A 14,591-nucleotide genomic window follows, 5' to 3' on the forward strand; every position below is an offset into this window, starting at 1 on the left:
CTGTTGATCTTGATCTTAGGCGCCCCGTTAAACCACGCTGGCCGAACGCAGGCTTTGGAGCGTGGGTAACCCGGCAGGACGCCGGGTTAGCCGCGCTGGGCCAAGGATGGCCCATCGCGGCGGCCCACGCTCCAAAGCCGGAGTGAGGGCACTCCGAGCCTAGGCGAGGAGCCGAGTGGTGGGGCAAGAGCGTTTTGCTTACTTTTGCGCTTTTCAAAAGTGAGCCGCTGTAAGAGCGGAACCAATAGCCGCCCTGACCGCAGCAACGGATATGTACACCACCCCCGCCACCACCGATCAAACACCCCTTGCGACCCCCCAATTTCTTTGCTAGCTTCTTACAAAATGTTAACGATAACATTTGCTCTAAAAATAAAAACAAAACAGAGATCCCCACCATGAAAATGCTTCCGAAAACCCTGTGTTTGTTGGCTCTGAGCATCAATCTTGGCACTTCTGGCCTGGCCCTGGCCGACACCAAACCCGCCCCCATCCGCATCGGCGCGTCCTTCCAGGAAATCAACAACCCTTACTTCGTCACCATGAAAGACGCCCTGCAGGAAGCCGGGGCGACCATCGGTGCGCAGTTGATCATCACCGACGCCCGCCACGACGTGTCCAAACAGGTCAGCGACGTCGAAGACATGCTGCAAAAGGGCATCGACATTCTGCTGATCAACCCCACCGACTCGGTCGGCGTGCAATCAGCCGTCAAATCCGCCCATGCCGCCGGCGTAGTCGTGGTCGCCGTCGACGCCCAGGCCGAAGGCCCACTGGACTCCTTCGTTGGCTCGAAAAACTTCGACGCCGGCTTCCAGGCCTGCGAATACCTGGCCAAGAACATCGGTGACAAGGGCAATATCGCCATCCTCGACGGCATCGCCGTGGTGCCGATCCTGGAACGCGTACGCGGTTGCAAAGAGGCCGTGGCCAAGCACCCGGACATCAAGATCGTGAGCATCCAGAACGGCAAGCAGGAACGTGACCAGGCGCTGACCGTCACCGAAAACATGCTGCAGGCCCAGCCCACCCTCAAGGGCATTTTCAGCGTCAACGACAACGGCTCCCTCGGTGCACTCTCGGCCATCGAAGCCAGTGGCCTGGACGTCAAACTGGTGAGCGTCGACGGCGCGCCGGAAGCGATCAAGGCCATCCAGAAACCCGGCAGCAAATTCATCGCCACCTCCGCGCAATACCCCCGTGACCAGATCCGCCTGGCCCTGGGCATCGCCCTGGCCAAGAAATGGGGCTCGCAAGTGCCGGCCACGATCCCGGTGGACATCACCCTGATCGACCAGGCCAAGGCCAAGGATTTCAGCTGGTAAAACACCCAGGCCCCACGCCAGGCGTGGGGCACAGGTCATCCATCTGAATGCGAGGTCGGCGGTATGAGCAGTCTTCTGAAACTGGAAAATATCTGTAAGCGCTACCCGGGGGTGCAAGCCCTCAGGGCGATCAACCTGGAAGTGCAGCGCGGCGAAATTCATGCGTTGCTCGGGGAAAATGGCGCGGGCAAATCGACCCTGATGAAGATCCTTGGCGGGGTCGAGCACCAGGACGAAGGGCAGATCCTGATCGACGGCGAGGCCCGGCAGTTCGCGACCTACCGTGATGCGATTGCCGCCGGTATCGGCATCGTGTTCCAGGAATTCAGCCTGATTCCCTACCTCACGGCAGTGGAAAATATCTTCCTCGGCCATGAGCTGAGCAACCGCTTCGGCCTGTTGCGCAAGCGCGAAATGGTCGAGGCGAGCGAGGCGTTGTTCAAGCGCCTCGGCGTCAGCATCGACCTGCAATGCGCGGTCAAGCACCTGAGTGTGGCCGAACAGCAGTTCGTCGAGATCGCCAAGGCCCTGGCCCTGGATGCGCGGCTGCTGGTGCTCGACGAACCCACCGCCACGCTGACGCCGAGCGAAGCCGAGCTGCTGTTCGAGATCATGCGTGAGCTCAAGCGCCAGGGCGTGGCGGTGATTTTTATCTCTCATCACCTGGAGGAGATTTTCCAGGTGTGCGACCGCATCAGCGTGCTGCGCGACGGCGGCAATGTGGGCGTCACCGATGTGGCCGACAGCGATATCGACCGCCTGGTGGAAATGATGGTCGGCCGCCGCCTGGAGTGCAGTTTTCCGCCCAAGCCCAGCAGCGAACGCGGGCCGCTGTTGCTGGAGGTCAAGGACATCCAGTTGGTGCGCAACGGCCCCCATAACCATTTTGAATTGCACAAGGGCGAGATTCTCGGCTTTGCCGGCCTGGTGGGTTCCGGCCGTACCGAATTGGCGCTGGGCATGATGGGCGCGCTGCCATCGGTGAGCAAAGACGTATGGCTGCGCGGCGAAAAAATCACCCTTGACGACCCGGCCCAGGCCTTGGCCCATGGCATCGGCCTGCTGCCGGAAAGCCGCAAGACCGAAGGCCTGATCACCGACTTCAGCATTCGCGAAAACATCTCCCTCAACAACCTGCCCAAATACCAGAACGCCAGCGGCCTGATCGACAAGGACAAGGAATGCGCCAGCGTCGAAGCGCTGATGCGCCAGCTGTCGATCAAGGCTCCCAGCGGCGAGAGCCGGGTGTTCAACCTCAGCGGCGGCAACCAGCAGAAAGTCGTGATTGCCCGCTGGATCAACCATCACTGTGACGTGCTGGTGTTTGACGAACCCACCCGTGGCATCGACGTGGGGGCCAAGGCGCAGATCTACGCACTGATGCGCAGCCTCACCGAACAAGGCTACGCAATCATCATGATTTCCTCGGAACTGCCGGAAGTCATCGGTATGTGCGACCGCGTCGCCGTGTTCCATAAAGGCGCCATCGTCAAGGTACTGGAAGCGTCTGCCGTCAATCCTCAAGAGGTCATGCGCCATGCAACAGGGGGCTCAAGTGAATACGTCCATTAATGCCGTGACGCCTGGCCGGCTGCGGCTGAACCTGGCGCGGTTGATTCGCTCACCGGCGTTTTATCCCTTTGTCGGGCTGCTGGTGGTGACGTTGGTGATGATCTTCGCCAGCGATAATTTCCTCACCGCCAACAACCTGTCGAACATTGCGCGCCAGGTGTCGATCAACGCGATTATCGCGGTGGGCATGACTTGCGTGATTCTTACCGGCGGCATCGATTTGTCGGTGGGGCCGGTGATGGCCTTGTCCGGCACCCTGACCGCCGGCTTGATGGTCGCCGGCTTGCCGCCGGGCCTGGCGATTGGCGCCGGGATGCTGGTCGGCGTGGCCTTCGGCATCGGCAACGGCTTGTTTGTCGCCTACCTGCACATGCCGCCGATCATCGTCACCCTGGCGACCATGGGCATCGCCCGCGGGTTCGGCCTGATGTACACCGATGGCTACCCGGTTTCCGGTTTGCCGGAGTGGTTTGGCTTCTTTGGCCGCGAAAGCCTGTTCGGTATTTCGGTGCCGATCCTGATCATGCTGGTGACGTACCTGGCGGCCTATGTGCTGCTGCAACACACCCGCATCGGTCGCTATATCTACGCGATTGGCGGCAACGAGGAAGCGGTGCGCCTGTCTGGTGTGCGGGCGGCGCGCTTCAAGTTGCTGGTGTATGGCATCAGCGGTTTTACCGCCGCGATTGCCGGGCTGGTGCTGACCTCGCGCTTGATGAGTGGCCAGCCGAATGCCGGGGTGTCGTTTGAACTCGACGCGATTGCCGCCGTGGTCCTGGGCGGCGCCTCGATTGCCGGCGGGCGCGGGGTGATCGTCGGAACCTTGCTCGGCGCCATGCTGCTGGGGGTGTTGAACAACGGCTTGAACATGCTCGGGGTCTCGCCCTACGTCCAGAGCGTGATCAAGGGCGGGATCATTTTGCTGGCGATCTTTATCAGCCGTCAGCGCCACAAGTAAACCGATTATCTCCACGCGGCCATGGTGGCCGCGATGGGTTCTCTCATGCTCAAGAAAGGTCCGCACATCATGGAAAAGCACAACCAAATGCAAGCCGTCGTCTGCCACGGCCCGAAAGACTACCGCCTGGAACGCATCAGCAAACCCCAGGCGCGGGCCAATGAACTGGTGATCCGTATCGCCGCCTGCGGCATCTGCGCCAGTGACTGCAAATGCCACTCGGGCGCTGCGATGTTCTGGGGCGGCGACAACCCGTGGGTCAAGGCGCCGGTGGTGCCGGGGCATGAGTTTTTCGGCTACGTGGTGGAAGCGGGTGAGGGTGCCGAGGAACACTTTGAAGTGAAGGTCGGCGACAAGGTGATCGCCGAGCAGATCGTGCCGTGTGGCAAGTGCCGTTTCTGCAAGTCCGGCAAGTACTGGATGTGTGAAGTGCACAACATCTTCGGCTTCCAGCGTGAAGTCGCCGAGGGTGGCATGGCCCAGTACATGCGCATTCCGAAGACCGCCATTGTGCACAAGATTCCGGAGTCGGTGTCCCTGGAAGATTCGGCGCTGATCGAGCCGATGTCCTGCGCGATTCACACCGTCAACCGCGGTGAGATCCAGTTGGATGACGTGTTGGTGATTGCTGGTGCCGGCACCCTGGGCCTGTGCATGGTGCAGGTGGCGGCGCTAAAAACGCCGAAGAAACTGGTGGTGATCGACATGGTCGACGAGCGCCTGGAACTGGCGAAGCAGTACGGGGCCGACGTGGTGATCAACCCGTCGCGAGACAATGCTCGCGAGATCATCAATAGCCTGACCGACAACTACGGCTGCGACGTGTACATCGAAACCACCGGCGTACCGGCGGGCGTTACCCAGGGCCTGGACTTGATCCGCAAGCTCGGGCGGTTTGTCGAGTTCAGTGTGTTTGGTGCCGAGACCAGCGCCGACTGGTCGATCATCGGCGACCGCAAGGAACTGGACGTACGCGGCGCGCACCTGGGGCCGTATTGCTACCCGGTGGCCATCGACCTGTTCGAGCGCGGCCTGGTGACCTCCAAGGGCATCGTGACCCATGACTTCGGGCTGGATAACTGGGCCGAGGCGTTTGAACTGGCCAACTCGACCAAGTCGATCAAGGTGCTGCTGAAGCCGGTGCTCTGAGATGAACTACGTAATGGGTGTGGACATCGGCACGCAAAGCACCAAGGCGCTGCTGGTGGATGCGGACGGCCTGATCATCGCCCAGCACAGCCAGGGGTATCGCGTGGATACCCCGAAAGTGCGCTGGGCCGAGCAGTGGCCGCAGGTCTGGCTGGATGCGGTCGAGACCTGCGTCGCCCAGTGCATGGCCAAGGCCGGCATAGGGAAAGAGCAGGTCAAGGCGCTGTGCATCAGCAGCCTGTATGGCGGCTCCGGAATTGCTGTGGACGAGCAGATCACGCCGCTGCACCCGTGCCTGATCTGGATGGACCGGCGCGCGGGCGAGCAAGTGGAGTGGGTGCGCGAGCATGTGGACCTGGAGCGGCTGTTCGCGATTACCGGCAACTCGGTGGACAGCTACTACGGCTTCACCAAGATGCTCTGGCTCAAGCAGCATCAGCCGCAGGTGTGGGCCAACACCCGCTACCTGCTGCCGCCCAACAGCTATATCAACTATTGCCTGACCGGTGAGTTGGCGGTGGATCACAGCAGCGCCGGCAATATCGGTGGCGTCTACGATGTGGTGCAGCGTGGCTGGTCGGCCGAGATGCTGGCGGCGCTTGAGATTCCGTTGGCGATGATGCCGGAGCGCTTGCTGTATTCCGGTGAAGTGGTGGGCGGGTTACTCGAGGAATGGGCCCGGCGATTGGGCTTGTCGGCGGGTACGCCGATCCTTGCCGGAGGCGTGGATGCAGCCATGGCTACATTGGCCGCCGGAGTGACGCGACCGGGCAATCACGTGGCGATGATCGGCACCAGCATGTGCTGGGGTTATCTCAATCAGCAGGTGGACGCGCGCCATGGCCTGGTGAGCATGCCCCACGTCTATAACGGCCATCAGGACCTGTACATCTTCGGCGGTGCGATTACTGCCGGGGCGTCGGTCAGTTGGTTTCGCGAGCAGTTCTGCCAGGCCGAAGAGCAGCAGGCCAGGGACACCGGCCAGGACAGTTTGTGGCTGCTGGAGCAGAGCGCCGCGAAGATCCCGGCGGGCAGTGAAGGGCTGTTGTTCCTGCCGTACCTCATGGGCGAACGCAGCCCGGTGTGGGATGACCGCGCCAGTGGCAGCTTTGTCGGGCTGAACCTGTATCACAGCCGTATCCACCTGTACCGCGCGGTGCTCGAAGGGGTGAGTTTTGCCCTGCGGCACAATATCGAAGCGGGCTCCCGTGGGGCGCATTCCCTTGATCCACGGTTGATCGTGGTCGGTGGGGCGAGCCATTCGGATTTGTGGATGCAGATCATTGCGGACATCACCCACTACCCGGTTTACACCATTGTGCAAGAGGTGGAGGCAGCACTGGGCGCGGCGTTGTTGGCGGCCCATGCGGTGGGGTTGGTGGATGATCGGCAGATGGAGAAGGGCTGGGTGCAGTTGGAGCTGCGGGCGGAGCCGGAGGTTGGGAATACCCAGGCCTACGACCACTCATTCGCCAATTATCTTGAACTGTACCCGGTGCTGAAGTCACTGATGCACAGCCTGTAGGAGCGAGCTTGCTCGCGAGAAACGTTAACGATAACGAGTGCTTCCTGAAGGTACGCGGTGCCCTTGCGTTTTTCGCGAGCAAGCTCGCTCCTACAGGGGCTTCACACCCAAGGTTCCTGTGATGAACACCACTTTTGATTTCACCCACCAGCGCATCCTCGTCACCGGCGCCAGCAGCGGCATCGGCCGGGAAATCGCTCTGCAATTGATCGCCAGCGGCGCCGAGGTTTTCGCCTTGGGCCGCGACGCCCAATCCCTGGCCCAACTCGGCTGCGCAACCCTGTGCCTGGACATCGCCAACAGCGCCGCCCTGGACCTGGCCCTGCAAGGTTTGCCGCCGATGCACGGCCTGGTCAACTGTGCCGGCATCTCTCGCCTGGAACCGGCTGCCGCCATCAGCGCCGAAGCCTTCGATCAGGTGATGAACGTCAACGCCCGCGCCGCCGCCCAGGTCGCCAGCCGTATCGCCGCGGCAATGATTGAAGCCAAGATCGCGGGCAGCATCGTCAACGTTTCCAGCCAGGCCTCACTCGTAGCGTTGGACGATCACCTCGGCTACTGCGCTTCTAAGGCCGCACTGGACGCCATCACCCGCGTGCAATGCGCGGAATGGGGACGTTTCGGGATTCGCGTCAACAGCGTCAACCCCACCGTCACCCTCACGCCCATGGCGCAGATGGCCTGGTCGGCGCCCGCCAAGCGCGACCCGGCATTGGCGGCGATCCCGCTGGGGCGGTTTGCCGAAACGGCGGAGGTGGCCCTGCCGGTGCTGTTCCTGCTGAGCGATGCCGCCAGCATGATCAGCGGCGTCAGCTTGCCGATCGATGGCGGGTATACCAGCCGCTAGCCGTTCTCCAGTTTGCCGGCGATCACCACTTTGTCCCGCGGTTTGTGCGGGTCTTCAAGGCGGTCCAGCAGCAGCCGCACCGCGCTGCTGCCGGCCAGTGATGCGTCGTGGGCCACGCAGGCAATCGGCACGCCGAAGATATCGGCGAAGGGCAGGCGGTCGATGCCGCAGATGGTCAGGCTTTCGTGGGGGATGTTGTGCATGCGCAACGCACGCAAGGCGCCGAGGGTGATCAGCTGGTTGAAGCCCATGATCGCGTCCGGCGCCGAGTGCTCAGCCAGGTAGTCGAGGGTGTGCAGGTAGGAGGGCATCAGCGTGTAGTCGCCGGCACATACTTCGACGTGCACCTGCGGGTGATCGGCCAGTACTTCTTTCAAGCCCTTGAGGCGTTCCATGGTGATGCGCGAATGCTCCGGCCCGGTCAGTACCAGCAGGCGCTTGAGATTCGGGGTTTGCCGCACCAGGTACTGCGCCGCCTCGATGCCGCTGTGGTAGTTATCCAGCACCACGCGGCTGAACGGGCTCTCGTGGATGGTGCGGTCGAGCAACACCACCGGGGTCTTGCCGTTGCCCAGGCGTTCCAGGTAGTCCGGCTGGTAGCTGGGCTCGTCGGAGACCGGCGACAGGATGATCCCTGCCACGCGGTAGCCCAACAGGGTGTCGACTGCCTTGCTTTCCAGTTCTTCCAGCTCGTCGGTGTCCACCAGCATGATGGTGTAGCCGTGCTTTTTCGCCTCGCGGGAAATCGCCTTGATCATCTCGCTGTAGAAGGGGTTGTCCACCGAGGCGGTGATCACGCCGATGATCAGGCTTTCACTGCGCTTGAGCCCGCGGGCGAAGGCGTTGGGCACGTAGTCCAGCTCCCGCGCCACCTCGAGAATCCGCGCCAGGGTGGCGGGCTTGACCAAGTCGGGTTTGCTCAGCGCCCGGGACACCGTGATGGTGGTCATGTTGACCCGTTTGGCGATGTCGCTGATGGTGACGGATTTTTTCTTGTTCATCGGCAGGGGGAAACCAGGAGAAAACAACCTGAGGCTACCATGTGCACGGCTTCAAATCACCGGATCCCAGCGCTGCGACCAATCCTTTTCCGCCTCCACCACCGCCCGCAGCAAGGCCAGTGCCTGCTGCAAAACCGCCGAGTCGCGCTCGCGGGAATACACCAGGTACGTCGGAAAACTGAACTCCGGTGCCTTGGGTACCCGCTCCATCACGCCGCTGTCCAGGTAGCTCTGCACCACCCGCGTGCGAAAATACCCGGCGCCGCCGTTCTCCAGGATGTACTGCAACGCCAACGGCCCGAGATTAAAACTCAAGGCGGCGCGGGCCTTGTCCGGCAGGGCGGCGTCGTGCTGCTGGCGGAAGCCCTGACCCCAGTCGATATACACGTAGGGCTCGGGCCGCGCCGCCAGTTGCACCAGGATCAGCTTTTCTTCCAGCACCTGCTCCACCTGCAACCCCGGCCAGTATTGCGGCTGGAACACCAGTGCAGCGTCCAGCACGCCCAGTTCCAGCTGACGCAACAGGTATTCGCCTTCGCGAATCTCGGTGCGCAAGGCATGACCGGGGATGTGTTCACGCAGGGCCTGGGCCCAGCCGAGCATCAACGGGTTGCACAGGCTGACTTCGCCACCGATGTGCAGCACGTTGCGGTAACCATCGGGCAACGGCAGGTCGCGGCGGGCGGCTTCCCAGGTTTGTACCAACTGGTTGGCGTAGACCACGAAGGCCTCGCCGTCCGGGGTCAGGCGCGCACCGGCGCGGTTGCGCACGAACAGGGTGCTGTTGAGCTGGCTTTCGAGGTTTTTGACGCGGGCGGTGATCGCGGTCTGGGTGACGTGCAGCTTCTCGGCCGCCGCGGCGAGGCTGCCGCAGCGGGTGATTTCGAGGAAGGTGCGTGCCAGTTCGATGTCCATGAAACCCCCTTGGATGATAGGAGGCATTGTAGGGGCTGATGATCGGAATACGGACAAAAATGTGGGAGCGGGCTTGCTCGCGAAGGCGGTGTGTCAGTCACCGGATGCCTTGACTGATACACCGCCTTCGCGAGCAAGCCCGCACACAGTTTGATTGCATTTCAGGTTGGGGTTTTTGGGGCTTGCAAGTGCGAGGTCGGGAAAGCCTTGGCATACGCCTGGCAAACCCTCAGCACCTGCTCATCCGCAAACCGCGCCCCCACCACATGCAACCCCACCGGTAAGCCATTCGCGGCCAACCCGCACGGCACCGACGCCGCCGGTTGCTGGGTCAGGTTGAAGGGATAGGTAAACGGCGTCCACTCCATCCATTCCCCAAGGCCCGAACCCGGCGGCACGTTATGCCCGGCCTCGAACGCGGTGATCGGCATCATCGGCGACACCAGCACATCGTAATGTTCATGGAACGCCGCCATGCGCGCGACGAGCGCAGCCCGTGCTTCCAGCGCCGCACTGTAGTCACTGAGGCTGATCTGCTCGCCCAGTCGGGCAATGCGCAGCAACCCCGGGTCCATCAGTTGCCGTTGCGCATCGCTCAACGGCCCGGCCAGGCGTGCCGCGCCGGCGAACCACAGGGTATTGAACACCTCCAGCGGATCACTGAACCCCGGATCAATCTGTTCAACATGGGCACCCAACTGCACCAGACCTTCGACCGCCTGGGCGACGACCCGGGCCACTTGCGGGTCCACGTCCACATAGCCGAAATTCGGGCTGTAGGCGATACGCAGGCCCTTCAAGTCAGCCCCGGCCTGCAACCATGGCGTGGTCCGTGGCGCGCCGATCAACCCGTCCCGCGGGTCCGGCTGGGCGATGGTTTGCAGCATCAGCACCGAGTCTTCCACGGTGCGGGTCATCGGCCCCAGGTGGGACAGAATGGTCATCGAACTGGCCGGCCATTGCGGCACGTAACCGAAGGTCGGCTTGATGCCAAAGGTGCCGGTGAAGGCGCAGGGTATCCGGATCGAGCCACCGGCATCGCTGCCCTGGTGCAGCACGCCCAGGTTCAAGGCCGCTGCCGCACCGGCACCGCCGGACGAACCGCCCGCCGTCATGCGCGTGTTCCACGGGTTGCGGGTAATCCCATACAACGGATTATCCGTGACACCTTTCCAGCCGAACTCCGGCGTGGTGGTCTTGCCCAGCAGCACCGCGCCGGCCTTGCGCATGAAGGCCGAGAAGGGCGCATCCACATCCCACCGGCCCTCGGCGGAGGTGGTGCGCGAACCCTTGCGCGTCGGCATGCCGATGGTCTGCGTCAGGTCCTTGATGGACGCCGGCACACCGTCCAGCGCGCCGCACGGCTGGCCCTTGAGCCAGCGCTGTTCCGAGGCTCGGGCCGCGTTCAAGGCGCCTTCCGGGTCGACGTGGCAGTAGGCGTTGACCGCCGGGTTGTAGCGTTCGATTCGCAGCAATGCATCTTCGGTGACTTCCACCGGCGACAGGCTTTTATCCCGATAGAGAGCCAGCAGCTCAACAGCGGTCAGGTTGGCGATATCCGTCATGCCGCTTTCCCTCCTTGCGCCGCGTTGACCATGGCCCGCAGCAACACGGCGCAGCCCGCTGCCAGGTCATCCGGTGCGGCGTTTTCGATTTCGTTGTGGCTGATGCCGCCTTCGCATGGCACAAAAATCATCCCGGCCGGGCCCAGTTCGGCGACGAAGATCGCGTCATGCCCGGCGCCGCTGACGATGTCCATATGGCTCAGGCCCAGGGCGCTTGCACCCTCGCGCACGGCGTTGACGCAGGCGGGGTTGAAGTCCAGCGGCGGGAAGTCGGCAGTAGGCGTCAGTTCAAAGCTCAGGCCGTGTTGCTCGGCAGTCGCTTCGATCACCTGGCGCACTTCGTCGACCATCGCTTGCAGCTTGTCGGCGTGCAGGTGGCGCAGGTCGATGGTCATGTGCACTTGGCCGGGAATCACGTTGCGTGAGCCGGGGTGCAAGCTCAGGCAACCGACAGTGCCGCAGGCATGGGGTTGCTGTTCGTGGGCGATGCGATTCACCGCGCTGACCACTTGCGCCGCGCCTACCAAGGCGTCTTTGCGCAGGTGCATCGGGGTGGGGCCGGCATGAGCTTCGACGCCGGTGAGGGTCAGGTCGAACCACTTCTGGCCCAGGCAGCCCATGACCACGCCGATGGTGGTGGCTTGGTCTTCCAGCACCGGGCCCTGTTCGATATGCGCCTCGAAATAGGCACCCACCGGATGGCCCAGTACCGCGCGGGAACCGGCATAGCCGATGCGCTGCAATTCGGCGCCCACCGACAGGCCTTGCTCGTCCTGCTTGTCGAGGGTTTCCTGCAAGTCGAACTTACCGGCGAACACCCCGGAACCCATCATGCACGGCGGGAAACGCGAGCCTTCTTCGTTGGTCCACACCACCACTTCGATCGGTGCTTCAGTCTCTATATTCAAATCGTTAAGGGTGCGGATCACTTCCAGGCCGGCCATCACGCCGTAGCAGCCGTCGAACTTGCCGCCGGTAGGCTGGGTGTCGATATGGCTGCCGGTCATCACCGGCGCCAGTGCCGGATTACGCCCGGCGCGGCGGGCAAAGATATTGCCGATGGCGTCGATGCTGACGCTGCAGCCGGCCGCCTCGCACCATTGCACAAACAGGTCGCGGGCCTGGCGGTCGAGGTCGGTGAGGGCCAGGCGACATACGCCACCTTTCGGCGTGGCGCCCAGGCGGGCGAGGTCCATCAACGATTGCCACAGGCGGTCGCGGTTGATCAGCGGGGCGTTGCTCTGGAGCGGTTGCGCAAAACTATTCATCAGCAGTCTCCGGTCAGGCACTCAGGGCCAGGTAACGGTTCTTGATCGTCGGGTCGGCGCGGAAGGCTTCGGCACTGCCTTCGTACACCACGCGGCCTTGTTCGAGGACGTAATGGCGGTCGGCGAGCTTGTCGCAGACCATCAGGTTCTGTTCCACCAGCAGCACCGGCAGGCCGTCTTCCTTGACCTTGCGCAGGATCTTCACCAGTTCGTCGACGATCACCGGCGCGAGGCCTTCGGTGGGTTCGTCGAGGATCAGCAGCTTCGGATCGTTGAGCAGGGCGCGGGCGATGGCGAGCATCTGTTGCTCGCCGCCAGACAGTGCGTGGCCGGCGTTTTTGCGGCGCTCCTTGAGGCGCGGGAACATGCCGTACACGTCTTCCATCTGCCAGCGGCTGGTCTTGCGCACCGCGATGCGCAGGTTTTCCTCGACGGTCAGCAGGCGGAAGATCCCGCGGTTCTCCGGTACCAGTGCCAGGCCCTGACGGGCGATTTCGAAGATTTTCTGCCCCACCAGCGGCTGGCCGTTGAAGTGAATCTGGCCCTGGCGCGGGCAGATAATCCCGAGGATGCTGCGCAGGGTGGTGGTCTTGCCGGCACCGTTGCGCCCCAGCAGGGTCACCAGTTCGCCGGGATTGACGGTCAGGGACACGCCCTCAAGGACGTGGCTCTTGTCGTAGTAGGAATGGATATTGTCGACGGTCAGCATCAGGCGGCTTCTCCCAAATAGGCGGTGCGCACGCGCTCGTCGGCGCGCACGAATTCCGGTGTGCCTTCCACCAGGATCTGGCCGTGGCTCATCACGGTGATGCGTTGGCTGATGGACATGACGATGCTCATGTTGTGCTCGATCAGCAGCACGGTATGGTCGCGGCCGAGGTCGCTGATCAGTTGGGTCATGATCGGGATGTCGTCGATGCCCATGCCCGATGTGGGTTCGTCGAGCATCAGCAGCTTGGGTCTGGAGCAGATCGACATGCCGACTTCCAGCACCCGTTGCTGGCCGTGGGACAACTCGCCGGCCAAGGTGTCGGCGCGGGCGGTGAGTTGCAGGCGTTCCAGCACCTGGTCGGCCATCTCCAGGTGTTCGCGCTTGCTGTCGACCCGGCGCCAGAAGTTCAGGGCGCGGGCACCGTCGCGGCCCTGGGCGGCCAGGCGCAGGTTCTCGCGCACGCTGAGGTTCTGGAACAGGCTGGTGAGCTGGAACGAGCGGGCCATGCCCAGGCCGACGCGGCCGTGGGCCGGTTTGCGCATCAGGTTCTTGCCGTCGAAATGAATCGCCCCGGCAGTGGCCTGGCGTTCGCCGGTCAGGCAGTGGAACAGGCTGGTCTTGCCCGCGCCGTTGGGGCCGATGATGGTGTGGATGGTGCCGGCTTCCACCTTGAGGTTGACGCCGTTCACCGCGTGGAATGCGCCGTAGGCCAGTTCCAGGTTTTTGGTTTCCAACAGGATGCTCATGACAGCTTCTCCTTGCTCACAACGTCGGCCTTGCGGCTGCCGCGCACACGTTCGAACAGGGTCGACAAGCCGCCCCACAAACCGCCGCGCATGAAGATCACCACCAGGATCAGAATCACCCCCAGCAGCATCAGCCAGCGCGGCCACAGGTCAGACAGGAAGTCCCCCAGCAGCACGATGGAGCCGGCGCCCAGCAAGGAGCCGAACAGCGACCCGGTGCCGCCGACGATGGTCATGATCAGGATGTTCTCGGACATCGCCAGGTCGATGTTCGACAGCGGCACAAAGTGCAGCAGCATCGCGTACAGCGCCCCGGCAATCCCGGTCACGGCGCCAGACAGTACGAACACCAGTATCTTGAAGTGGCGGGTGTCGTAGCCGATGGCTGAAGCGCGGGTTTCGTTTTCGCGAATTGCCATCAACGTGCTGCCGAATGGCGAGGCGATCACCCGGCGCGCGCCGATGAAGATCAGCAGGAACAGCACCGCGACAAACCCGTAGAACGCGCGGGCATCGGTGAGGGACAACAGCACCGTGTCACCGATGCGGATTTCCGGGCGCGGCACGCTGAGCAGGCCGTTGTCGCCGCCGGTCCAGTCGCTCAGGGTGTAGGCGACGAAGTAGGCCATCTGGCTGAAGGCCAGGGTCAGCATCACGAAGTAAATGCCGGTGCGGCGGATCGCCAGGGCGCCCACCAGAAACGCCAGGAAACCACCGGCGACCGCAGCGCCCAGCAATGCGCTGAACAGGCCGAGTTGCAGGTGGATCATCAGCAACGCCGCGCAGTAGGCGCCGGCCCCGAAGAAGATGCCTTGGCCGAACGACAGCAGCCCGGTGTAACCCAGCAGCAGGTTGCAGGCGAGGGCCGCCATGGCAAAGATCAGGATCTCGGTGGCCAGGGTCGCCGAGGGCAAAATCAACGGTAAGCCGATCAATACCGCCAGCACCAACAGCAGCATGTAGCGCGACTGGGTTTTGGCGAACGGCAGGGGATTTTTCTCGCTCATG

General features: G+C 62.9%; 13 protein-coding genes. 6 read left to right on the top strand and 7 right to left on the bottom strand.

Going from position 1 to position 14,591, the window contains the following annotated elements; all coding sequences use genetic code 11:
• Nucleotides 1–398: 398 nt before the first annotated feature.
• The 6 genes from AU074_RS19735 (at nt 399) to AU074_RS19760 (ending at nt 7,376) form a co-directional block, all read left to right on the top strand.
• Nucleotides 399–1,325: a substrate-binding domain-containing protein gene (locus AU074_RS19735; protein WP_017475204.1), complete on the top strand. Its 927-nt coding sequence runs from the start codon at nt 399–401 to the stop codon at nt 1,323–1,325.
• A 63-nt stretch (nt 1,326–1,388) separates the two neighbouring features.
• Nucleotides 1,389–2,897 carry a sugar ABC transporter ATP-binding protein gene (locus AU074_RS19740; protein WP_076016152.1) on the top strand — a complete coding sequence of 503 codons (1,509 nt, stop codon included), beginning with the start codon at nt 1,389–1,391 and terminating at the stop codon, nt 2,895–2,897.
• Nucleotides 2,863–3,855, top strand: coding sequence for an ABC transporter permease (locus tag AU074_RS19745; RefSeq protein WP_076016153.1), 993 nt, complete (start codon nt 2,863–2,865; stop codon nt 3,853–3,855). The genes AU074_RS19740 and AU074_RS19745 overlap by 35 nt, the downstream gene beginning before the upstream one ends.
• Nucleotides 3,856–3,924: 69 nt before the next feature.
• Nucleotides 3,925–5,004, top strand: coding sequence for an alcohol dehydrogenase catalytic domain-containing protein (locus AU074_RS19750; protein WP_076016209.1), 1,080 nt, complete (start codon nt 3,925–3,927; stop codon nt 5,002–5,004).
• 1 nt (nt 5,005) lies between these two features.
• Nucleotides 5,006–6,529: an FGGY-family carbohydrate kinase gene (locus AU074_RS19755; RefSeq protein WP_076016154.1), complete on the top strand. Its 1,524-nt coding sequence runs from the start codon at nt 5,006–5,008 to the stop codon at nt 6,527–6,529.
• 121 nt (nt 6,530–6,650) lie between these two features.
• A complete protein-coding gene (locus AU074_RS19760) occupies nt 6,651–7,376 on the top strand; it encodes an SDR family oxidoreductase (RefSeq protein WP_076016155.1) in 726 nt (241 codons plus the stop codon).
• On the opposite strand, the gene AU074_RS19765 is transcribed toward AU074_RS19760, so the two are convergent.
• From AU074_RS19765 to AU074_RS19795, 7 genes are all read right to left on the bottom strand, one after another.
• The gene (locus tag AU074_RS19765; RefSeq protein ID WP_076016156.1) at nt 7,373–8,377 is read right to left on the bottom strand and encodes a LacI family DNA-binding transcriptional regulator; all 1,005 of its coding nucleotides are present in this window, start codon (nt 8,375–8,377) and stop codon (nt 7,373–7,375) included. The genes AU074_RS19760 and AU074_RS19765 overlap by 4 nt on opposite strands.
• A gap of 51 nt (nt 8,378–8,428) precedes the next feature.
• Entirely contained in the window at nt 8,429–9,292 is an 864-nt protein-coding gene (locus AU074_RS19770; protein WP_003215763.1) for a LysR family transcriptional regulator, read from the bottom strand.
• 161 nt (nt 9,293–9,453) lie between these two features.
• Complete coding sequence (locus AU074_RS19775) at nt 9,454–10,857, bottom strand: amidase (protein WP_076016157.1); 1,404 nt, start codon at nt 10,855–10,857, stop codon at nt 9,454–9,456.
• Nucleotides 10,854–12,125 carry a Zn-dependent hydrolase gene (locus AU074_RS19780; protein ID WP_076016158.1) on the bottom strand — a complete coding sequence of 424 codons (1,272 nt, stop codon included), beginning with the start codon at nt 12,123–12,125 and terminating at the stop codon, nt 10,854–10,856. The genes AU074_RS19775 and AU074_RS19780 overlap by 4 nt, the downstream gene beginning before the upstream one ends.
• Nucleotides 12,126–12,138: 13 nt before the next feature.
• Nucleotides 12,139–12,834: an ABC transporter ATP-binding protein gene (locus tag AU074_RS19785; protein ID WP_008430585.1), complete on the bottom strand. Its 696-nt coding sequence runs from the start codon at nt 12,832–12,834 to the stop codon at nt 12,139–12,141.
• Nucleotides 12,834–13,583, bottom strand: a complete 750-nt coding sequence (locus AU074_RS19790; protein ID WP_003215756.1) for an ABC transporter ATP-binding protein — start codon at nt 13,581–13,583, stop codon at nt 12,834–12,836. Before AU074_RS19790 ends, AU074_RS19785 begins: the two co-directional genes overlap by 1 nt.
• Nucleotides 13,580–14,590 (bottom strand): branched-chain amino acid ABC transporter permease, encoded by a 1,011-nt coding sequence (locus AU074_RS19795; protein ID WP_076016159.1) that lies wholly within the window; start codon nt 14,588–14,590, stop codon nt 13,580–13,582. Before AU074_RS19795 ends, AU074_RS19790 begins: the two co-directional genes overlap by 4 nt.
• Nucleotide 14,591 lies beyond the last annotated feature (1 nt).

This window comes from Pseudomonas sp. ATCC PTA-122608 (assembly GCF_001952855.1).
Taxonomy (GTDB): domain Bacteria; phylum Pseudomonadota; class Gammaproteobacteria; order Pseudomonadales; family Pseudomonadaceae; genus Aquipseudomonas.